Here is a 20,404-nt window from a genome sequence, read left to right as displayed (position 1 = left end):
CTGCCGTTGCGACGGGAGGACCGACCATGGCCGAACCGGAGTTCTACGCGCGGGTGTCAGCCCGCGCCGGCGTACCGGTGGAGACGGCCCGCGCGCTGACCGAGGCGACGCTGCGCACGTTCGCCGAACGCATCAGCGGCGGCGAGGCCGACGACCTGTCCGCGCACGTCGCGCACGAGCTTCGTCCGCTGCTGGCACGCGCCCGGGTCGAGGACCCCGAGGTCTTCGGGTACGACGAGTTCCTGCGCCGGGTCGCCGAGCGCTCCGGCGCGTCACCGTCCGACGCCGAGCGCGGCGCCCGGGCGGTGTTGCAGGCGCTGCACCGGGTGGTCGGGCCCGCCCAGTTCAACCGGGCGCTGTCCCAGCTGCCCCGCGAGATCGCCGAACTCGCCCAGCCCACCCCGCGCCCGGCCTGACCGGGCCCGCCCCGACCGTGGCCCCTCGGGCCGACCGTCACTCCGGCAGCGCGTCGAGGTAGACCCAGCGGCCGTCCTCGCGGGCGAAGCGGCTCTGCTCGGCCAGCACGCCCGCCCGGCCGTCCTCGCGGTAGTGCGCCCGGAACCGGACCGTCCCGGCGCTGTCGAACAGGCCGCCCTGCGCGGTCTCCACTACCTCCAGCCGGGTCCAGCGGGTGCCCGGCTCCAGCTCCAGCCGCTCCGGACGGGTGGTGGAGTGCCAGCTGCGCCGCAGGTAGGCGGCGTCGCCGAGCGCGAACGCGCTGAACCGGGACCGCATCAGCGCCTCCGCTGTGGCCGCCGTCGCCTCGCCCCGGTGCACCGGGGCGCAGCAGTCCGCGTACGGCCGGCCGGTGCCGCACGGGCAGGCCGCCGGACGTGCACCCCGTTTCGCCATGCCACGATTCTCCCAGGCGCCGGGGCGGTGTCCAGCAGGGCCCTTCCCGGCACCTCGACGCACTAGGCTCCCCGGACCATGAGCGTGAGTCCGACTCAGCGTGCCCTCGACCCGGATCAGGTCCGCCGCTACCTCGCCGCCTCGCTCGGACGCGGCGCCGAGGTGGCCGACTGCGGCCCGCTGACCGGTGGCGGCTTCGCCGCCGTCTGGTGGGTACGCCTCACCGGCGGCGGCGACGTGGTGCTCAAGGTCGGTCCGCCGCCGCACGTGCCGCTGCTGCGCTACGAGCGCGATATGATCGGCGCGGAGGCGTTCTACCTGCGCCTGGTGGCCGACCGCGCACCGGGGGTGCCCACGCCGGCGTTGCTGCACCACGGCACCGACCCCGACCTCGGTGACTGGCTGCTCATGGCGCGGCTGCCAGGTCGTACCCTCTGGGATTTGAGCCGGGCCGGCGCGGACGTCGGGCCGCTGCGCGCGGAGTTCGGCCGCGTGCTCGCCGCGCTGCACACGGTCACCGGCGAGCGGTACGGCTACGACGGCGACCGGGCCTCGGCCGGCACCTGGCGGGACGCCTACACGGCCATGGTGGACGACATGCTCGCCGACGCCGCGGACTGGGCGGTGCCGCTGCCGGTGCCCGCGTCCCGGATCCGGGAGCTGGTGGCCCGGCACGCGGCGGTGCTCGACGCGGTCGACCGCCCGGCGCTGCTGCACTTCGACGGCTGGGCCGGGAACGTGCTCGCCGTGGACGGGCCGGACGGCACCCCTCGGCTCACCGGTCTGGTCGACGGCGAGCGGTACCTGTGGGGCGACCCGCTGATGGACCTGGTGTCGCCACTGCTGTTCCGCCGCGCCGAGGACGAGCCGGACGACCCGCTGGTGCGCGCCTACCGGGAGGCGGCGCCGTTCCCGCTCGACGCCGGGGCGCGGCGGCGGCTCGGGCTGTACCGGCTCTATCTCTACCTGCTGATGACTGTCGAGATGCCCAGCCGGAACATCACCGCCGACAACGACCCGGGCCGGGTGGAGCTGCTGGCCGAGCTGCTCGACGCGGAACTCGCCGACCTGGCCGGCTGAGCCTCACCGGGTCGCGGTGGCGAAGACGACGATGTTGTCCGGGTAGCTCCCGGTGCGCGGATCGAACCGCCCTCCACACGTGATCAACCGCAGCCGCGCCGCCGCGTCGCCGCCGTAGACCCGCGCGGTGGGGAAACGCTCCTTCGGGTACGCCCCGACGCCGTCCACCGTGAACGTCGCGGTCCGCCCGTCGGCCCGCAGCACCCGGATCGCGTCCCCGGAGCGCAGCCGCCCGAGGTCGAAGAAGACCGCCGGGCCGTGCTGCGAGTCGACGTGACCGACCAGAACCGCGTTGCCGGCCTGGCCGGGCGCCGGACCGGGGTGGTACCAGCCGGTGAGCTCCGGGCGTTCCAGCGGCGGCACCTCCAGCGCGCCGTCCGCGTCGGTGGCGACCGGGACGATCTCGGCGTCGACGCCGATGCGCGGGATGGTGACCCGCACCGGTGTGGATCGGGGGAGCGCCGGGCCGGCCGGTCGTTCGGTCGCCGGCGCGGCGGACGCGCCGGGCTGCGGTGGTGACGCCGACGTGGTGCCGAGCCCGGCCGAGACCAGCCCGGCGCCCGTGGCGGCGGCCACGGTGACGGCGGTGACCACGACGACGGCGTGCAGGCGCGCCCGCCGCTGCGACTCCGACAGCATCCCGCCTCCGTCCGACAGGGACGCGGCGCCCGCGCCGGAAGATCCGGCGCGGGCGGACCGCTCGACGAGCCGGTCAGGCGACGGCGCCCGCGCGGCGCCGGCGGATGACCGCGTACGCGCCTCCGGCGAGCGCCCCGGCGGCCAGCACCCCGCCGGCGATCAGCACCCCGGTGTCGCCGTCCCGCCCGCCGCCACCGGCCTGCGCGCCGCCGATCGGGGTGACGGTGAACGTGGCGCTGCCGCCGTCGCTGCCGTCGCCGCAGGTGGTGGCCACCGTGTACGTGCCGAGCGTGAAACCGGCGGTGAACAGTTCGGCGCTCAGGCCGCCGCCCGCGGCGGCCGTGGTGGACCGGACGTTCTGGTCCCGGTCCGGGCCGGTGACCCGGAAGATCGCGTCACCGGCGTTCGGGTTGCACGTGGTGGTCAGCACGACGGTGCCGCCGACCGGGGTGGTGGCGGGTGAGACTCTGGTGTCCGCCAGCGCGGCGGCCGGGAGCAGCAGTGCGCCGAGGCCCACGCCGAACGCCGCCGATCCGAGAATTGATTGTGCCTTCATCCGCGTCTTCCCTCACTTTTCGTCCGCTGTAGGCGTGGGACGTCGTTCGGGTGGCCAACTCCGTGACGAGCACCGGTGTGGCCAACACTAGGAGGGTTGCGGCGGTCACTGGGGGTAATTGAGAAATCTTCGTTGCCGTCCGGTGTGCTCCCTCCCGCCACGAGACGCCGGACATGCCGGGCCAGGCCGGGCGGCGAACCGTCCCGGTTCGGCGCGTCTGGGGCCGGTGTCCCGTTCGCCGCCTACCGGACCGGCGGCTCCGGCCGGACCAGGCCGGTGTCGTACGCGAGCACCACCGCCTGGATCCGGTCGCGCAGGCCCAGCTTGGTGAGGATCGCCGAGACGTGGGTCTTCACGGTGGCGGTGCTCAGGTGCAGCCGGGCGGCGATCTCCGCATTGGACAGTGCCCGCGCGGTGAGCGTCAGCACCTCCCGCTCGCGGGCGGTCAGCGCGGTGAGCACGTCGCCGGTGGGGGCGGGCCCGGGCAGCCGGCCGGCGTACCGGTCCAGCAGCCGCCGGGTCACGGTGGGCGCGAGCAGGGCCTCGCCCCGGGCCACCACGCGCACCGCCTCGGCGAGGTCGGCCGGGCGGGTGTCCTTGAGCAGGAACGCGCTCGCCCCGGCACGCAACGCGGCGTAGACGTGTTCGTCCAGGTCGAACGTGGTCAGCATGACCACCCGGGCCGGGTTGCCGGCGGCCACCAGCTCGCGGGTGGCGGCGATGCCGTCGCGCCGGGGCATCCGCACGTCCATCAGCACCACGTCCGGCCTCGTACGCGTCGCGACCGCGACCGCCTCGACGCCGTCCGCGGCCTCCCCGACCACGCTCAGGTCGGGCCGCGCGTCGAGGACCGTGCGCAGTCCGGCGCGGATCAGCTCCTGGTCGTCGGCGACCACCACCCGCACCGTCACCGGTTCGCTCCGACCGGCAGTCGTGCGTGGACCCGGAACCCGCCGGCCGGCAGCGGACCTGCGTCGAGTGTGCCGCCGAGCAGCCGGGCCCGCTCCTGCATCCCGACGATGCCGCGCCCGGTGGGCGTACCGGGCCGGCGGGCGGATGCCGGGCCGTCGTTGACGACCTCCAGCCGCAGCACGCCGTCGCGGTAGCGGACGTCCACGTCGGCGTGGGTGGCGTGGCCGTGGCGCAGCGCGTTGGTCAGCGACTCCTGCACGATCCGGTACGCCGACAGTTGCACCCCGCCCGGCAGTTCGTCGCCGTCGCCGTCCCGCCGCAGCGTCACCGGCAGGCCGACCGCCCGTACCGCGTCGGCGAGCGCGTCGAGCTGCGCCAGTCCCGGCTGCGGCCCGTCCGGGTCGGACCCGTCGTCGGCGGCCAGCGCGTGCAGCATGGCCCGCAGCTCGGTGAGCGCCGACCGGGCCGCGGTGTCGATCGCGGCGAGCGCGGCCCGCGCCTGCTCCGGCTGCTCGTCGAACACGTCCTCGGCCGCGGCGGCCTGGACGGCGATGACCGCGACGTGGTGCGCCACCACGTCGTGCAGCTCCCGGGAGATCCGCTCCCGTTCGGCGGCGCGGACCTGCCGTTCCCGCTCGCAGCGCCGCTGCGCCTGGCCCCGCTGCAACTCGCCCAGCGTCCAGCTCAGGCCCAGCGCGGTCACCGCGAGCAGCAGGTCCCGCCAGCCGCCGGTGACCAGCTTCCACGGCGTGGGCGCCAGCAGCAGCCCGAGCGCGACGAGCGAGTACCGGGGCGGGCGCAGCCGGGCCACGTATGCCATCGGCACCGCGACCAGGCCGAGCCAGCCGAGCTGCGGGCAGAGCGCCTCCAGCCCGGCGCCCGTGAGCGCGGCGACGCCGAGGGCGTACCCCGGGTGGCGCCGGATCCACAGCAGACAGCTCGCCTGCGCCGCGGCGAGGCCGGCCGCGACGGCGGTCGCGCCGGTCGTGGCCGGGCCGGCGTCGGAGGCCAGCAGCGCGAGCAGGCTGACGGCGAGGCTCGCGGTGGCGATGCCGCCGTCGAGCAGCAGCAGGAACCGGGACCGGGACGCGCACCTCATGTCCGGATGCTAGGCCGCCGGGCCGCCGCTTCTCATCGGTCGCCAGACGGAGATCCGGGCCGCTGGTCGGTCCGGCGACGGAGGCGGGAACCGCTCCGCGGCCCGATCCGCGCGGCGGCCCGCCGGACCTAGCGTTCCCGGCAGTCGTCCCGATGTGGAGGAGTCACCGATGGAGAACACGATGCCGACAGTCGCCGCCCGCCCGAACCGCCGCCGGGACCGCCTGCTGACGGTGTTCGCGGCCGCCGTCGCCACGTTGCTGGGCTGGCTGGTCGCGGTGCCGGTGGCCGGGGTGGAGCTGACCGCGCGTACCGGTTCCGCCGAGCAGCGGGTGACGCCGGTGGCCGTGGTGGTGAGCACGCTGCTCGCCGGGCTGGCCGGCTGGGCGCTGCTGGCCCTGCTGGAGCGCCTCACCGGCCGGGCCCGGACCGCCTGGACGGTGGTCGCGGTGCTGGTGCTGCTGGTGTCACTGCTCGGGCCGCTGGGCGGGGGAGCGGGGCAGGGGGCGACGGTGACGCTCGTGGCGTTGCACCTGGTCGCGGGCGCGGTGCTGATCACCGGCCTGCGCCGGACCGCCGCCCGGTGACGAGACCGGACTGCCGCTGACGGGGCCGGGCCGCCGCGACGGGGGTGGGCGGCCCGGCCCGCAGCACTAGCCTCCTAGGACGCTCTACGGGACGTGATCTCCGCGCCCGGGAAATTTCTCCGCCACCGATGTCGAGAACGCCAGGGCGGCTTCGTCCCCGGAGTGAACGCGGCCAGAATGGGTCGCACCCTCCACGAGGAGACACAGATGAAGTACCTGCTCCTGAAGCACTACCGCGGCGGCCCGACCCCGGTGTCCGACATGCCGATGATCGACAAGTGGACGCCCGAGGAGATCTCCGCGCACGTGCGCTACATGCAGGAGTTCGCGGCCCGGCTGCAGGAGAGCGGCGAATACGTCGACGGTCAGGCGCTCGCCCCGGAGGGCACGTTCGTCCGCTACGACGGCGAGGGACGCCCGCCGGTCACCGACGGCCCGTTCGCCGAGACGAAGGACCTGATCGCCGGCTGGATGGTGATCGACGTGGACAGCTACGACCGCGCACTCGAACTCGCAGCCGAGCTGTCGGCCGCGCCCGGGCAGGGCGGCAAGCCGATCCACGAGTGGCTGGAGCTGCGCCCGTTCCTGACCGCGCCGCCCACCATCACCGAGTGACCCGTCCGATGGACGAGGTCGCGCTCCGCAGCCTCATCCCGGGCGTGCTCGGTGTCCTCGTCCGCCGCGGAGTCGACTTCGCGGCGGCCGAGGACGCGGTGCAGGACGCGCTCGTGGAGGCGCTGCGTGTCTGGCCGGCCGACACGCCCCGCGATCCGCTGGGCTGGCTGGTCACCGTGGCGTGGCGGCGGTTCCTCGACGTGGCTCGCGCCGACGCCGCCCGGCGCCGGCGCGAGGACGTCGTGGACGAGGAGCCGCCGCCCGGCCCGGTGTCCGCCGTGGACGACACGCTGCGGCTCTACTTCCTCTGCGCGCATCCGTCGCTGAGCCCGTCGTCGGCCGTCGCGTTGACGTTGCGCGCCGTCGGCGGGCTCACCACCCGGCAGATCGCGCAGGCGTACCTGGTGCCGGAGGCCACCATGGCGCAGCGGATCAGCCGGGCCAAGCGCACCGTGTCCGGGGTGCGTTTCGACCAGCCCGGCGACGTGGCCACGGTGCTGCGGGTGCTGTACCTGGTGTTCAACGAGGGCTACTCCGGCGACGTGGACCTGGCGGCCGAGGCGATCCGGCTCACCCGGCAGCTCGCCGCCGCGATCGACCACCCCGAGGTGGCCGGGCTGCTCGCGCTCATGCTGCTGCACCACGCCCGCCGGGCCGGGCGGACCGCGCCCGACGGCAGCCTGGTGCCGCTCGCCGAGCAGGACCGCAGCCGGTGGGACACCACGCTGATCGCCGAGGGTGTGGGCATCCTGCAGACGGCTCTGTCCCGCGACCGGCTGGGCGAGTTCCAGGCCCAGGCCGCCGTCGCGGCGCTGCACGCGGACGCGCGTACGGCGGCCGAGACCGACTGGGTGCAGATCGTCGAGTGGTACGACGAGCTCGTCCGCCTGACCGGCAGCCCGATCGCGCGCCTCAACCGGGTGGTCGCGGTCGGCGAGGCGGACGGCCCGCGCGCCGGGCTGGCGGCGCTCGCGGCGCTCGACGACACGTTGCCCCGGTACGCGGCGGTGGCGGCGTACCTGCACGAACGCGACGGCGACCCGGACACGGCGGCGCGCCTGTACGCGGAGGCGGCCCGCCGCGCGTCCAGCCTGGCCGAGCGCGACCACCTGAACCGGCAGGCGGCCCGCCTCAACACCCGCCGCCTCAACACCCGCCGTCCGGCGCGGGCCGACGGATGAACGGGACGCGGGCGCAGGTGCTGGCCCGGCTCGCCGGCGACCTCGCCGTCCGCCGTCCGCCGCACCCGCTGCGGGTCGCCGTCGACGGCCCGGACGCGGCGGGCAAGACCCGGCTGGCCGACGACCTGGCCGGAGCGCTGGGCGAGCGGCGGCCCGTGCTCCGCGTGAGCGTCGACGGATTCCACCGGCCCGCCGCGGTCCGCCGGGCGCGAGGTGCGCTGTCGCCCGAGGGCTACTACCGGGACGCCTTCGACAACGAGACGCTCGTGGCGCGGCTGTTGCGCCCGCTCGGCCCGGGCGGTGACCGGCGGTACCTGCCGGTGGCGTACGACCTGAGCGCCGAGAAGCCGGTCACGGCGGAGCCGGTGACCGCGCCCGCGGACGCGGTGCTGCTGGCCGACGGGGTGTTCCTGCTCCGGCCGGAGTTGCGGGCGTACTGGGACGTGACCGTGTACCTGCACGTGGAGCCGGAGGAGACGCTGCGCCGGGCGGTGATCCGTGACGTCGGCGTGTTCGGCTCGGCCGAGGAGGTGCGCCGCCGCTACCGGGCGCGCTACCTGCCGGGGCAGCAGCGGTACCGGGCCGAGGCGAGCCCGGCGCGGCACGCGGACGTGGTGCTCGACGTGGCCGACCCGCTCGCGCCGGTGGTGCTCGCCTGGCGGGCGTAAAACCGGTCGGCAGGCTCCGTCGCCGCTGGTAGGTTGCCTCGCCGTGACGGGGGAACGGCTCGGCGGGCGCTTCGCCCGACTGTGGACGGCGAGCACGCTGTCGGCGCTGGGCAGCGGGACGGCGACGGTGGCCGCGCCGCTGTACGTGGCGTCGATCACCGACGATCCGCTGGTGGTGTCGGCCGGGGCGGCGGTGTCGTGGCTGCCGTGGCTGCTGTTCGCGCTACCCGGTGGCGTGCTGGCGGACCGGGTGGACCGGCGGCGGCTGATGGTGCTCATCGACTGGGTACGCGTCGCCGCGCTCGCCGCGCTGGCGGTGGCGATGCTGGCCGACCGGGCCGGGATCGCGCTGCTCTACGCGGTGCTGTTCGTGGTGAACACCGGCGAGGTGGTGTTCCGTACCGCCGCGCAGGCGGTGCTGCCGGCTGTGGTGCCGCGTTCGATGCTGGAACGCGCCAACGGGTGGCTCGGCGGCGGCACGCAGGTGATGCAGAACATGATCGCCGGCCCGCTCGGCGGGTTCCTGTTCGTGCTCGCGGCGTCGCTGCCGTTCGCGCTCAACGCCGGCACGTACGCGCTGAGCGCCGTGCTGGTCGGGCTGCTCGCCGGGACGTACCGGGGCGGGACGGCGCCGCAGGAGCGGCGTTCGGTGCGGGCGGAGGTCGCGGAGGGGTTCCGCTGGCTGTGGGCGCAGCGTCTGCTGCGCACCATGACCGTGCTGATCGGCCTGCTGAACGTCACGCTCACCGCAGCCGTGGCGGTGCTGGTGCTGCTCGCCACCGAGCGGCTGGGTCTGGGCTCGGTCGGCTACGGCGCGTTGTTCACCTGCATGGCCGTGGGCGGCGTGCTCGGCTCGCTGGTGGGGGACCGGCTGATCGCCGCGATCACGCCCACCTGGACGGTGCGGACCGGGCTGCTGGTCGAGGCGGGACTGCACCTGGCGCTCGCCGCCTCCCGCAGCGCCGCCGTGGTCGGGTTCGCGCTGTTCGCGTTCGGCGCGCACAGCGCGCTGTGGAACATCGTGGCGAACTCGCTGCGGCAGCGGCTCACCCCGCCCGCGTTGATGGGCCGGGTCGGCAGCACCACGTTGTTCGTCGCGGCGGGCGGCAACTGCGTCGGCGCGCTGCTCGGCGGCGTGGTGGCGGCCCGGTTCGGCATCACCGCGCCGTACTGGGTGGGTTTCGTGGTGGCGGTCGCGGTGATCGCCGCGACGTGGCGGGTCTTCGACCGGGCGACGGTGGCCGCCGCCTACGCCGAGCCGGCGCCGCAGAAGCCCGCCCCGGTGGCCTGAGCGCGGGTCGGCCGGTGCCGGTTTCCACCGGTGTGGCAGCGTGGCCGGATGCACGCATCCTTCCCGGTCGACGTCGACCTCGCGCTGGTCGGCGGCGGCGGCGCCGCGTCCCTGGTCCTGGCCGCGCTGGACCGGCACGACGTGACCGGGCTGCGGGTCGCGGTGGTCGACCCGGTGCACAAGCGCGGCCAGGACCGCACCTGGGCGTTCTGGGGCCTGCCCGGCGACGACCTGGACCCGCTGCTGAGCGCGAGCTGGTCGCAGGTCGACGTGGTCACGCCCGCCGGCCGCCGCGTCCTGCCGCTCGACCCGCTGCGGTACGCCATGCTCCGCTCCGCCCCGGTCTACGACCGGGCTGCCGAGGCCGAGCGGCGGCTGGACGCGGTCCGGGTGGGCGCCCCCGCGGGGGAGCTGCACGACGACGGTGAGCGGGTGACAGTCCGCGACCCGGACGGCCGGGACCTGGTCCGGGCCGGCTGGGTGCTCGACTCGCGGCCCCGGCGGCCGTCCCGGCCGGGGCGGACCAGCTGGTTGCAGCACTTCCGCGGGTGGTGGCTGGCCGCCGACCGGCCGACGTTCGACCCGCAGCGGGCGGTCCTGATGGACTTCCGCACGCCGCAGCCGCGGCGCGGCGTCTCCTTCGGCTACGTGCTGCCGGTCGACGACCGGTTCGCGCTGGTCGAGTACACCGAATTCGGGCCGGAGCTGCTCGACGACGCCGGGTACGACGCGGCGCTGCGCGGCTACGCCGACCTGCTCGGGCTGGACCTGACCGCGCTGCGGGTGCGGGAGGTCGAGGACGGCGTGATCCCGATGACCGACGGCCCGTTCGAGTCCCGTCCGAGCCCGCGCGTGGTGCGGCTGGGCACCGCGGGTGGGGCGACCCGCCCGTCCACCGGCTTCACGTTCTCCGCGATGCTGCGCCAGGCCGGCCAGGTGGCCCGGGCGCTCGCCGCCGGTCGCCCGCCGGTGCCCGCGCCCGCGTACCCGGGCCGGCATCTGTGGATGGACGCGGTGGCGTTGCGCGCGCTGGACCGGGGGCACGTCGGCGGGGTGGAGTTCTTCGAGCGGCTGTTCGACCGCAACCCGCCGGAGCGGGTGCTGCGGTTCCTCGACGGCGTGACCAGCCCGGCGGAGGACCTGGCGGTGATGCGGTCCAGCCCGCTGCTGCCGATGACCGGTGCGGTGCTCGGCGACGCGGCCGGCCGGCTGCGCGCCCGCCTGCGCCGCTAGCTTTCGCCGTCGCCGGTCCCCGGCGGCTGTCGGCGGCCGGTCGCCTCGGTGACGCGGTCGTGCACCAGCGTCCGTAGTTGCTCCATCGGGTCGCCGTCGCCCGCGCCGAGCCGGTTGCGCACCGCCGCCACCGTCAACCCCAGTCCGGGGTACGCGAACGCGAGGCTGCCACCGCTGCCGGCGGTGCCGAACGACCCGTCGTCACCGACCGCGTACCCGAGGCCGAACGTGCTCTCCTGCCCGAACACCCACTCCTGCGCGCGTACCGCCGGGGCGGACACCTCCCGCATCCGCCCGGCGGAGATCAGCCGCACCCCGTCGACCGGGCCGAGCAGCGCCGCGTACATCCGCGCCACCGCGCGGGCGCTCATCGTGCCGACCGACGGCACGTCGGCGCGCAGCACGTCGGGGCGGGAACCGATGACGGTGTCCGGGCGTACCGCGGGCGGGGCGACCGCGTCGAAGTGCGGCAGGTTGGCTCCCGCCCAGGTCATCAGCGCGGACAGGCCGGCGTCCTCCAGCCGGGCCAGCCGGGGCAGGTCCGTCTCCGGTACGCCGAGGAACAGCTCCCGGTCCACGCCGAGCGGCCCGGACACCTCCTCGGCGAGCACCCGCGACACCGGCGCGCCGGTGACCCGCCGGATGACCTCGCCGACCAGCCAGCCCCACGTCCAGGCGTGGTACGCGAGCCGCTCGCCCGGTGCCCACAGCGGCCGCGCGTCGGCGAGCAGCTCGCACATGCGCGCCCAGTCGGTGAAGTCCTCCGGCGTGACGTCGGCGGGCAGCGCGGGCAGGCCGGCGGTGTGGGTGAGCACGTGCCGCAGCGTGATGCCGTCCTTGCCGTGCCGGGCGAACCCCGGCCACACCGCTGCGAGCGGCAGGTCGTAGTCGAGCCGGCCCCGCTCGGCCAGCACGTGCACCACTGTGGCGGTGAGTCCCTTGCCGGTGGAGACCGCGTGCACGGGTGTGTCGGCGGTCATCGGCCGGCCCGTGGCGGTGTCGGCCAGGCCGGCCTGCTCGGTGAGGATCGCGACCCCGTCCAGGTACGCGGCCACCTGCACGCCGGCCTCCCGACCGGAGGAGACCAGCTCGTCGATCGTCGCGCGTACCTCGGTCCGCAGGCCGTCCCACCGCGTGTCCACGATCATGCAGCGTGCCAGACCGTCGCGTCGGCGTCGTCTGCTTTTCGGGCAACCGGGCACGCCGCCGGTGCGCGGTCGCCGCCGCTCGGCCGGCACGGCGCTCAGCGGGTGGCCGGCGTCGGCGCACTGCCGGTGGTCCCCTGGGTGGGCAGCGGGTTGGTGCCGCCGGTGAGCAGCCGGGCGCGCAGCGCGTCGATCGTCCGCGCGTCGACGCCGAGCCGGCCGGTCACGTAGCCGTGCACGGAACCGTGTGCGGCCCTCAGGTCGGCCAGCACCAGCCGGATGATCTCGGCCGGCGCCCGCCCGTACGCCGGCCAACCGGGCGTCGCGCCGCCGTTTCGCTCACGCCACTCGGCCACCAGCCGGTCGGTGGCGTGCTCGGTGAGCGCGAAGTCCGCCGCGATCTGGTCGTCGTCCACGCCGAGCAGGGACAGCACCAGCGCGGCGAGCAGCCCGGTGCGGTCCTTGCCGGAGGCGCAGTGGAACACCAGCGGGTGCTCGCCGTCCGCGATCACCTCGAGCGCCCGGCGCAGCTCGGCCACGCCGTCCTCGGCCACCTCGGCGTACCGGTCGGCCAGGTAGCGCCACGGGTCCACGTCCGGGTCGATGTCGGCCTGCACGTACGGACGGTGCTCGATGCTCAGGTTGTGCCAGGTCACACCGAGGCTCTCCGGGGCACGGCCGCGGTCGGCGATCTCCCACGGGTACCGCAGGTCGATCACGGTGCGGACGCCGAGCGCCGCGAACCGTTCCAGTTCCGCACCGGCGAGCTTGGCCAGCGAGTCGGAGCGGTAGAGCCGGCCCCGGGCGACGGTGCGGCCGTCGCCGGTCCGCCAGCCGCCGAGGTCACGGAAGTTGCAGAGCGTGGCGAAGTCCGGGGGAGTGGTCATGCCCGCACGCTAGCCGGGCGCGGCGGGTCGGGTGGTCCCGCGCGCCCGCGTACCCGGTAGGTTGCCGGGCATGGTGGAGGCGGAGACCGGCCGGGTCGTGGAGATCTGGACCGACGGCGCGTGCAGCGGCAATCCCGGGCCCGGCGGCTGGGGCGCGGTGCTGCGCTGGGGCGGGCACGAGCGGGAGCTGTGCGGCGGCGAGGCCACCCCGACCACGAACAACCGGATGGAGCTGACCGCCGCGATCCGGGCGTTGGAGAGCCTGACCCGCCCGGTCACGGTACGGCTGCACACCGACAGCACGTACGTGCGCAACGGCATCACCGGCTGGCTGAACGCGTGGAAGCGCAACGGCTGGCTGACCGCCGCGAAGCAGCCGGTGAAGAACGCCGACCTGTGGCAGGCGCTGGAGGCGGCCTGCGCCCGGCACGACGTGACGTGGCTGTGGGTGAAGGGTCACAACGGGCACCCGGAGAACGAGCGCGCCGACGCGCTGGCGAACCGGGGCATGACCGAGGCACGGAGCGGCGCTGCCGCCGCCCCGCGTTCGGCTCAGCGCAGCGGCCGGCCCTCCTCGATCTCCTCCGGCTCCTCGGACGGGTCGCCGGTGCCGGAGACGGCCTCCACGTCGTAACCGGCGCGGCTGACCTCCCGTGCCGACCGCCGGTCCTCGGCGGGCAGGTCGGCGAAGTCGTCACCGGTGTCGTCGGTGGTGTGCAGGGATTCGCCCGGCGGGCGCAGAGACGCCTCGTACGCGGTCGCGCCGTCGGGTTCGTCACCGGCCGCGCGGCCGAAGGACTGTTCACTGGTCATGTCGCACTCCTGCCCGCAGCGGGTGACGGCAAACGTTCGGCGGCGTGTGCCCGGTCGGTGTCCTGCGTCGGTTCGGTGGCCTGTGTCCGTTCGTGGCTCGCGCCCGTGTCAGCGGGCGGCGTCCGGTCCGCGGGCCGCGTCCGGGTGGGTCGGCATCGAGGAACCGCCCGAGCTGCTGCCCGACGCCCCGCCCGCCATGCCGGATCCGTCGTCCTCGGTCACCTCGTCCGGCTTCGGCGCGCCGGGAGAGGGCGCCGGCACGTCGGTGTCCGCCGCCGTCTGCACCAGCGGAACCTGCCCGGCCTCGTCCTCGGCGTGCGCCGGGTCGACCGGCTCCTCACCGTCGCGTGCCCGATACCCCACCGGTGGCCCCCCGTCGGTCGACAGTCGTCCGCGCCGCCTACCCCACCCCACCCCCACCAAACCCACGCCCCTCCCACCCCCGCCCACCCTCTCGCCCGCCCGTCCCGCGGTTGATCAAGGAGTTCGTGTCCCGTTCCGCCCTCGAACCTGACCCAAACTCCTTGATCACCGCCGAGGTCCCTCCGGTGGGCCATCAGCCACGGTGATCAAGGAGTTTGCGGCTTGGGGAAGGGCTGACGGGGACACAAACTCCTTGATCAACGCTGGGGCGGTGCCGGTGCCGGGGTTGACGGGTTGGTGCGGGGCGGGTGCCGAGGGGCGGGACGATGGCTGGAGGCGGCGGAGTGCAGCGGTGGCGGGCGCGGGCGGGCGCGGGCGGGCAGGGGAGCGTCGCCGGGGTCAGCGGCGGCGGCGTGGGCTGGGGCGCGCCGGGGTCAGCGTCAGGGACCAGTGGGCGGGACGGCGTAGCCGCGGCGGCAGCACCGTTCGGTGGTCGCCGCGTGCGGCGTCGAGCTGCGACTGGTGCGTGAACAGGCACTCGCCCAGGTCCGCGCCGCGCAGGTCGGCTCCGCGCAGGTCCGCGCCGGTCAGGTCGGCGGCGCCGAGGCGTACGCCCCGCAGGTCGGCGCCGATCAGGCAGGCGCCGCGCAGGTTCGCCCCGGTCAGCGGCGTACGGCGCAGGTCCACCCCGATCAGCGCCGCGCCCCGGCGGTCCGGGCCGGTGCGCCCGGCGCGGGCCTGCTCGGCGGCGCGGGACAACAGGCGGTTGGCGCGGTCCCGGTGCGCGTCGACGTCGAGGGCGAGCAGGTCGTCAGGCGTGCCGTCGGTGAGCCCGCCGGTCTCGTCGAGCGCGGCGGTCAGCTCGTCGCGCAGCGGTCCGGCCGGGGTCAGGCGTACCGCCTCGGTCAGGTACCACAGCAACTCGTGCAGCGGCCGCAGCACCGCGAAGCTGTCGAACATCCGCTGCGCGGTGGCCGGGTCGGCCCGCCAGTCGCGGCCGGCGAACGTGTGCTGGGTGAGGTGCTGACCGGCGCCGAAGCAGTCGAACACGGTGCATCCGGGGAAGCCGCGTTCCCGCAGCTCGGTGTGGATGCCGCAGCGGAAGTCGGCGCGCAGGTTCGGGCAGGGCCGCCCGGCGGGCTTGTCGACGGCGAAGTCGGACGACGCGGTGAACGCCGGCGCGACGCAGCAGACCCCGGCGCAGCGCGAACAGTCCGCCCGCAACTCCCGCCCGCCACCCACCGACACCGGCCCGTCCACCCCCGCAGTCCCCCTTCCGAACATCCCCCATTGTCCGCACCCACCCCACGCCCCCTCCACCCCACCCCGTCGATCATGAGGTTGGCAGCGACAAATCGGACCGGAACCGCCGCCAACCTCATGATCAACCAGAAAATGAGGGGGGTCAGAAGGTGAAGAGGGTGGCTGTGGTGCGCTGCATCAGGCAGGGGTTGCCGAACGTGCGGGTGTAGGAGACCGGGCGGTCCTGCCAGAAGCCCACGGCACGCGCGACGACCGGGGCGTACTGGGAGGTGCACGGCGCGCCGTCCACGTCGAGCGCGTCCAGGTCGCCGTCGACGCGGGCGACGAGCCGGCAGGCGGTGATCGGGTCGGGGTGCAGGCCGCCGGTGGGCCCGCAGGTCAGCACCGTGGCGCGCACGCCGGCGCCGTCGTCGACGGTGAGCAGCAGCACCGACGGGGTCTGCGGGCCGGGACGCGGGGCGGCGTCAGCGGGGGTGGCCGGCACGGCGAGGCCGCCGAGCGCGGCGGCCAGGGCCAGAGCGGCGGTACGTCGGGCGAAGGGCATGGGTGGTCCTTCCGTCGGGGCCCGGGTGAGGGCCGGTGGGCGGCCCGGCACGTCGTGCGAACCGGACCGCCGAGAACCCTAGGTGGACGGTGTGAACGCGAAGAGTCACGAAGTGTTACACCGGCCGACCGCGCCGTCCGCCTGGTGTGACATCGGCGTGCGGGAATGCCCGAACGGCTGACAACCGCTTCAATGCCTCACGGCAACGTATTCCGAATTTGCGAGACGGCTACCTGAAAGGCTGACAACCGAATCGCGCCGTTATTGCGCCGATGCATTCCGTACGCCGGATCGTTGTCAATGCACGACAACCGGAACGGCCGTTACCGGAACGATTCTTTCCGGCACCCGGAAGCGCATTACGGTCGGGTGGCAGGGCGTTTTCGTCCCCATCGGGAGGACTGCTCATGAGCGAACTGTCGCACCCACCGGCCGCTCCCGGCCCCGACGTCGAGGCCGTTCCCGGCCCCGCGGGCCGGCCCGGCGAATTCGTCGGCCGGTCACCCGGCCAGATCGCCTGGCTGCGGCTCAAACGCGACCGTACGGCCAAGGCCAGCGCCGTCACGCTCGCCGCCGCCGCACTGGTCGCGCTCGGCGCGCCGCTGCTGGGACGGCTCACCGGAATCGACCCGACCGACAAGTTCGTGGACCGCCTCAACGATTTCGGAATGCCGATCGGTTATGCCGGCGGAATCAGCACCGACCATTGGCTGGGGCTCGAACCCGGCAGCGGCCGGGACATCCTGATGCAACTGGTCTACGGCCTGCGGACGTCCCTGTTCATCGCGTTCACCTCGGCGCTGCTGGCCTGCGGGATCGGCGTCGCGGTCGGTGTGCTGGCCGGGTGGGCCAGAGGCTGGCTGGACAGCGTCGTCAACTGGCTGATCGACCTGACGCTGGCGTTCCCGTTCCTCATCTTCGCGCTCGCGGTCATCCCGATCCTCCAGGACCGCTTCTACTCCGACCGGGAGGCGCCGTCGCCGGCCTTCCGGGTGGCCCTGATCGTCGCCACCTTCGGCCTGTTCAGCTGGACGTATACCGCGCGGCTGGTCCGCGGGCAGGTGATCTCGCTGCGGGAACGGGAGTTCGTCGACGCGGCCCGGGCCGCCGGCGCCGGCACCGCGCACATCCTGCTGCGGCAACTGCTGCCGAACATCTGGGCCCCGATCCTGGTCACCGTCTCGCTGATGGTGCCGCAGTTCATCGCCATCGAGGCGGCGCTGGCGTTCGTCAACATCGGCGTCACCGAACCCACGCCCGACCTGGGCCGCATGATCTTCAACAGCATCGGCTACGTCGCGAGCGACCCCTGGTACACCCTGTTCCCCGGGTTGACGGTCTTCCTGCTGGTCCTGGCGTTCAACCTGCTCGGCGACGCGCTGCGCGACTCGCTGGATCCCCGCTCCACCCGGTAGTCCCCACGGCCATCAGTGCCCGGCCGGCGGGGGCCGCCGGGCAGGAAGGAGCACACCGTGCGCGCACGAACCCGGACACTGACAGGTGTCCTCGCCGCGGCGGCGCTGGCCGCCGCCGGCTGCAGCCCCACCACCGACGGTGGCGGCGGCGACGACCAGAAGACCAAGACCCAGAGCGGCTCGATCTCGTACGAGGCCGCCGACAACCAGGGCCCGGCGAAGGACGTCGACGGGGCGACCCGCGGCGGCACCCTCACCGTCATGCAGCCGGCCGACTTCGAGCACCTCGACCCGGCCCGCAACTACGTCAACGTGCAGCAGGTCGCCGGCGGGCTGCTCTACCGCGCACTCAACGGCTACAAGGAGGACGGAAGCGGCAAGCTGCTGCTCGTCGGCGACCTGGCCACCAACCCCGGCAAGGACGTCGACGGCGACTGCAAGGTGTGGGAGTTCACCCTGCGCGACGGCGTGAAGTACGAGGACGGCACGCCCGTGTCCAGCAAGGACGTCGCCCACGGCATCGCCCGGTCGTTCGCGGCGAACCTCAACGAGGGCCCGCACTACATCCAGCAGTGGCTCTACCCGGGCGGCGCGTACAACGCCACCTACAAGGGACCGTACGACGGTGGCAAGCCGGTGCCCGACGGCGTCGCCACCCCCGACGACCGGACCATCCGGTTCACCTTCCCGCAGCCGCACTGCGACCTGCCGTACGCGGCGGCGCTGCCCACCAGCGCGCCGGTGCCCGCGGCCAAGGACACCCGCGCCAACTACGACCTGCGCCCGTTCTCGTCCGGGCCGTACCGGGTGAAGTCCTACCAGCGCGACGTGTCGCTGGAGCTGGAACGAAACCCGAACTGGGATCCGGCGACCGACCCGATCCGCAACGCGTACCCGGACGCGATCCGGATGACGTTCGGCCTGGAACAGGCGCAGATCGCCGAGCGCCTGGTCGCCGACGGACCGGCCGACCAGGCGGCGCTGAGCTGGTCGGACGTGCCGCCGTCGGTGCTGCCCCGTACCACCGGCGCCGGCGTCTCCGACCGCGTGGTGCGCGGCCCGACGCAGTACAACTGGGTGCTGAGCATCAACACCCAGCGGGTCACCGACCTGGGCGTACGGCGGGCGCTGAACTACGCCGTCGACAAGGACGCCCTGCTCAAGGTGCTCGGCGGGCAGGCCGCCGGCTCACCGGCGACCACGCTCATGTCGCCCACCACCGCCGGGTTCGTCCCGTACGACCTGTTCAACGCCCCGGTCACCGGCGACAAGGCCAAGACCGCCGAGCTGCTCGCCGGCAAGCGACCGAAGCTGGTGCTCGCCCACTCCAACCTGGAACTGCGCACCCAGCAGGCCGAGGCGCTGCGCAAGAACCTCACCGACATGGGCTTCGACATCGTGATGAAGCCGATCGACAACAGCAGCTACTACGACGAGGTCGGCCGCAAGGACAACCCGTACGACCTGTACCTCACCGGTTGGGGCTCGGACTGGCCTACCGGCTCGACAGTCATCCCGCCGGTCTACGACGGACGGGAGATCGTGGCCGAGGGCAACCAGAACCTGTCGTACCTCGACGAACCGTCCGTCAGCGCGGAGATCGACCGGGTCCGCGACCTGCCGGCCGCGGAGCAGGACGCCGGCTGGATGGCGCTCGACCGCATGATCATGGACAAGTTCGCCCCGGTCGTGCCCTGCTACTACGACGCCACCTACGAGCTGCACGGCTCGAAGGTCGGCAACGCCTTCCTCAGCGACGCGTTCGGGATCATCTCGCTCAACGGCATCTACGTGAAGAAGTGACAGCCGCGCGGGGGCGGCGGCCACGGCGGCCGCCCCCGCGCCGACCTCGGGGGAGGTGCTCCCGTGCTCCGTTTCGTCGTACGGCGGCTGCTCGTCGCCGCCCTGACCCTGGTCGTCATCAGCCTTGTCACGTTCGGTCTCTTCTTCGCGGTGCCGAGCAGCCCGGCGAAGGTGATGTGCGGCAAGAACTGCACGGCCGAGGACATCGCCCAGGTCGAGCGCCGGCTCGGCATCGACCAGCCGCTGCCCCGGCAGTACGCCGACTTCGTCAGCGGCGTCTTTGCCGGCCGGACCTACGGCGAGGGCGACTTCCGGCAGGACTGCCCGGCGCCCTGCCTGGGCTACTCGTTCCGCAACAACCAGCCGGTCACCGAGATCGTCGCCCAGCGCGCCCCGGTGACGTTCAGCATCGTCCTCGGCGGCGCGGTGCTCTGGCTCAGCCTCGGCGTCTCGCTGGGCATGGTGTCGGCACTTCGCCGGGGTACGGCGTTCGACCGCGCCGCCATCGGCGTCACGCTGGCCGGGGCGTCGATGCAGGTCTACTTCTTCGGGCTGATCCTGCTCTACCTGCTCGTCTACTCCACCGGGCTGCTGCCGTTCCCCAGCTACACCCCGCTGACCGAGAGTCCGCTGCGCTGGGCGGCCGGGCTGCTGCTGCCCTGGATGACGCTGGGCTTCCTCAATTCGGCGCTGTACGCCCGGTTGTCCCGGGCACAGATGCTGGAAACGCTGTCGGAGGACTTCGTCCGTACCGCCCGGGCGAAGGGGCTGCCCGCCCGGAAGGTGCACACCCGGCACGCGTTGCGAGCGGCGATCACACCGATCGTCACGATCGCCGGGCTGGACATCGGCACCAGCCTCGGTGGCACGTTCATCACCGAGACAATCTTCGGCCTCCAGGGTCTCGGCAAGGCGACCGTGGAGGCGGTGCAGTTCCTCAACCTGCCGGTGGTGATGGCGACGGTGCTGCTGGCAGCGGTGTTCATCGTGGTGGCCAACATCGTCGTCGACGTGCTGTACGCGGTGATCGACCCACGGGTCCGGCTGAGCTGAGGGGAGGGATCGGACATGGTGGAGCTTCCGGCGCCGCGTCGCGGCGAGGGCCCGTACCTGCGGGTCGAGGATCTGCGGGTGCGGTTCGACACCGAGGACGGTGTGGTCAAGGCCGTGGACGGGGTGTCGTTCGCGGTGGAGCGGGGTCGCACGCTCGGGATCGTGGGGGAGTCCGGTTCGGGTAAGAGTGTGACGTCGCTGGCGATCCTCGGCCTGCACAACGCGAAGCGCACGACCATCTCGGGGGAGATCTCGGTCGGTGGGCGTCAGCTCGTCGGGTTGGGTGAGGAGGAGGTGCGGCGGCTGCGGGGCCGGGACATGGCGATGGTCTTTCAGGATCCGTTGTCGGCGTTGCATCCGTACTACTCGGTGGGTAGGCAGATCGCTGAGGCGTACCGGGTGCATC

The 20,404-nt window shown here is 74.1% G+C and carries 24 protein-coding genes; 13 read left to right on the top strand and 11 right to left on the bottom strand.

Annotation, left to right across the window (positions count from 1 at the left end):
• The first annotated feature begins 26 nt into the window (after window positions 1-26).
• Complete coding sequence (locus V6U82_RS00120; RefSeq protein WP_334458427.1) at window positions 27-416, top strand: DUF2267 domain-containing protein; 390 nt, start codon at window positions 27-29, stop codon at window positions 414-416.
• A 37-nt stretch (window positions 417-453) separates the two neighbouring features.
• Here the strand turns inward: V6U82_RS00120 and V6U82_RS00115 are convergent, their stop codons facing one another.
• Entirely contained in the window at window positions 454-852 is a 399-nt protein-coding gene (locus V6U82_RS00115; protein ID WP_334458426.1) for a YchJ family protein, read from the bottom strand.
• 78 nt (window positions 853-930) lie between these two features.
• On the opposite strand from V6U82_RS00115, the gene V6U82_RS00110 reads away from it, so the two are divergent.
• Window positions 931-1,932: a phosphotransferase family protein gene (locus V6U82_RS00110; RefSeq protein WP_334458425.1), complete on the top strand. Its 1,002-nt coding sequence runs from the start codon at window positions 931-933 to the stop codon at window positions 1,930-1,932.
• Window positions 1,933-1,935: 3 nt separating this feature from the next.
• Here the strand turns inward: V6U82_RS00110 and V6U82_RS00105 are convergent, their stop codons facing one another.
• From V6U82_RS00105 to V6U82_RS00090, 4 genes are all read right to left on the bottom strand, one after another.
• Window positions 1,936-2,571: a class F sortase gene (locus V6U82_RS00105; RefSeq protein ID WP_334458424.1), complete on the bottom strand. Its 636-nt coding sequence runs from the start codon at window positions 2,569-2,571 to the stop codon at window positions 1,936-1,938.
• A gap of 73 nt (window positions 2,572-2,644) precedes the next feature.
• Window positions 2,645-3,127, bottom strand: a complete 483-nt coding sequence (locus V6U82_RS00100) for a hypothetical protein (protein ID WP_334458423.1) — start codon at window positions 3,125-3,127, stop codon at window positions 2,645-2,647.
• Window positions 3,128-3,369: 242 nt separating this feature from the next.
• Window positions 3,370-4,038 carry a response regulator transcription factor gene (locus tag V6U82_RS00095; protein ID WP_334458422.1) on the bottom strand — a complete coding sequence of 223 codons (669 nt, stop codon included), beginning with the start codon at window positions 4,036-4,038 and terminating at the stop codon, window positions 3,370-3,372.
• Window positions 4,035-5,138 (bottom strand): sensor histidine kinase, encoded by a 1,104-nt coding sequence (locus V6U82_RS00090; RefSeq protein ID WP_334458421.1) that lies wholly within the window; start codon window positions 5,136-5,138, stop codon window positions 4,035-4,037. The genes V6U82_RS00095 and V6U82_RS00090 overlap by 4 nt, the downstream gene beginning before the upstream one ends.
• Window positions 5,139-5,307: 169 nt before the next feature.
• Here V6U82_RS00090 and V6U82_RS00085 point away from each other — a divergent pair, with 169 nt between their 5' ends.
• The 6 genes from V6U82_RS00085 (at window position 5,308) to V6U82_RS00060 (ending at window position 10,712) form a co-directional block, all read left to right on the top strand.
• Window positions 5,308-5,724, top strand: coding sequence for a DUF6069 family protein (locus V6U82_RS00085; RefSeq protein WP_334458420.1), 417 nt, complete (start codon window positions 5,308-5,310; stop codon window positions 5,722-5,724).
• 207 nt (window positions 5,725-5,931) lie between these two features.
• Window positions 5,932-6,339, top strand: a complete 408-nt coding sequence (locus tag V6U82_RS00080; protein WP_121684648.1) for a YciI family protein — start codon at window positions 5,932-5,934, stop codon at window positions 6,337-6,339.
• Window positions 6,340-6,347: 8 nt separating this feature from the next.
• The gene (locus V6U82_RS00075; protein WP_128139067.1) at window positions 6,348-7,520 is read left to right on the top strand and encodes an RNA polymerase sigma factor; all 1,173 of its coding nucleotides are present in this window, start codon (window positions 6,348-6,350) and stop codon (window positions 7,518-7,520) included.
• On the top strand, window positions 7,517-8,188 hold the full coding sequence (locus V6U82_RS00070) for a uridylate kinase (RefSeq protein WP_334458417.1): 672 nt from the start codon (window positions 7,517-7,519) through the stop codon (window positions 8,186-8,188). The genes V6U82_RS00075 and V6U82_RS00070 overlap by 4 nt, the downstream gene beginning before the upstream one ends.
• Window positions 8,189-8,231: 43 nt before the next feature.
• Entirely contained in the window at window positions 8,232-9,479 is a 1,248-nt protein-coding gene (locus V6U82_RS00065) for an MFS transporter (RefSeq protein ID WP_334458415.1), read from the top strand.
• Window positions 9,480-9,527: 48 nt separating this feature from the next.
• The gene (locus tag V6U82_RS00060; RefSeq protein WP_334458414.1) at window positions 9,528-10,712 is read left to right on the top strand and encodes a lycopene cyclase family protein; all 1,185 of its coding nucleotides are present in this window, start codon (window positions 9,528-9,530) and stop codon (window positions 10,710-10,712) included.
• Here the strand turns inward: V6U82_RS00060 and V6U82_RS00055 are convergent.
• Window positions 10,709-11,860, bottom strand: coding sequence for a serine hydrolase domain-containing protein (locus V6U82_RS00055; protein ID WP_334458413.1), 1,152 nt, complete (start codon window positions 11,858-11,860; stop codon window positions 10,709-10,711). The two genes, V6U82_RS00060 and V6U82_RS00055, sit on opposite strands and share 4 nt — an antisense overlap.
• 95 nt (window positions 11,861-11,955) lie before the next feature.
• A complete protein-coding gene (locus V6U82_RS00050; RefSeq protein ID WP_128138291.1) occupies window positions 11,956-12,744 on the bottom strand; it encodes a tyrosine-protein phosphatase in 789 nt (262 codons plus the stop codon).
• A 70-nt stretch (window positions 12,745-12,814) separates the two neighbouring features.
• Between V6U82_RS00050 and rnhA the strand changes: the two genes are divergently transcribed.
• Window positions 12,815-13,378 (top strand): ribonuclease HI, encoded by a 564-nt coding sequence (gene rnhA / locus V6U82_RS00045; protein WP_128138292.1) that lies wholly within the window; start codon window positions 12,815-12,817, stop codon window positions 13,376-13,378.
• On the opposite strand, the gene V6U82_RS00040 is transcribed toward rnhA, so the two are convergent.
• The 4 genes from V6U82_RS00040 to V6U82_RS00025 all read right to left on the bottom strand — a co-directional run bounded on the left by V6U82_RS00040 (window position 13,297) and on the right by V6U82_RS00025 (window position 15,727).
• Entirely contained in the window at window positions 13,297-13,557 is a 261-nt protein-coding gene (locus V6U82_RS00040) for a hypothetical protein (protein ID WP_120569802.1), read from the bottom strand. The two genes, rnhA and V6U82_RS00040, sit on opposite strands and share 82 nt — an antisense overlap.
• Window positions 13,558-13,665: 108 nt before the next feature.
• Window positions 13,666-13,920, bottom strand: coding sequence for a preprotein translocase YidC (locus tag V6U82_RS00035; protein WP_334458410.1), 255 nt, complete (start codon window positions 13,918-13,920; stop codon window positions 13,666-13,668).
• A gap of 399 nt (window positions 13,921-14,319) precedes the next feature.
• On the bottom strand, window positions 14,320-15,168 hold the full coding sequence (locus V6U82_RS00030; RefSeq protein ID WP_442933415.1) for a pentapeptide repeat-containing protein: 849 nt from the start codon (window positions 15,166-15,168) through the stop codon (window positions 14,320-14,322).
• A gap of 157 nt (window positions 15,169-15,325) precedes the next feature.
• Complete coding sequence (locus tag V6U82_RS00025; RefSeq protein WP_334458407.1) at window positions 15,326-15,727, bottom strand: SSI family serine proteinase inhibitor; 402 nt, start codon at window positions 15,725-15,727, stop codon at window positions 15,326-15,328.
• Between the two features lie 407 nt (window positions 15,728-16,134).
• Between V6U82_RS00025 and V6U82_RS00020 the strand changes: the two genes are divergently transcribed.
• The 4 genes from V6U82_RS00020 to V6U82_RS00005 all read left to right on the top strand — a co-directional run.
• Entirely contained in the window at window positions 16,135-17,142 is a 1,008-nt protein-coding gene (locus tag V6U82_RS00020; RefSeq protein ID WP_334458406.1) for an ABC transporter permease, read from the top strand.
• Between the two features lie 57 nt (window positions 17,143-17,199).
• A complete protein-coding gene (locus tag V6U82_RS00015) occupies window positions 17,200-18,945 on the top strand; it encodes an ABC transporter substrate-binding protein (RefSeq protein WP_334458404.1) in 1,746 nt (581 codons plus the stop codon).
• A 63-nt stretch (window positions 18,946-19,008) separates the two neighbouring features.
• A complete protein-coding gene (locus V6U82_RS00010) occupies window positions 19,009-19,998 on the top strand; it encodes an ABC transporter permease (RefSeq protein WP_334458402.1) in 990 nt (329 codons plus the stop codon).
• A 15-nt stretch (window positions 19,999-20,013) separates the two neighbouring features.
• The coding region (locus tag V6U82_RS00005; RefSeq protein WP_334458401.1) for an ATP-binding cassette domain-containing protein at window positions 20,014-20,404 on the top strand (391 nt) is incomplete at its 3' end.

Origin of the sequence: Micromonospora sp. CPCC 205554 (assembly GCF_036902745.1) — a bacterium.
In the GTDB taxonomy this organism is placed as follows: domain Bacteria; phylum Actinomycetota; class Actinomycetes; order Mycobacteriales; family Micromonosporaceae; genus Micromonospora; species Micromonospora tulbaghiae.
Note: the sequence above shows the minus strand (reverse complement) of the source record. Positions and strands in the feature narration are given on the sequence as shown.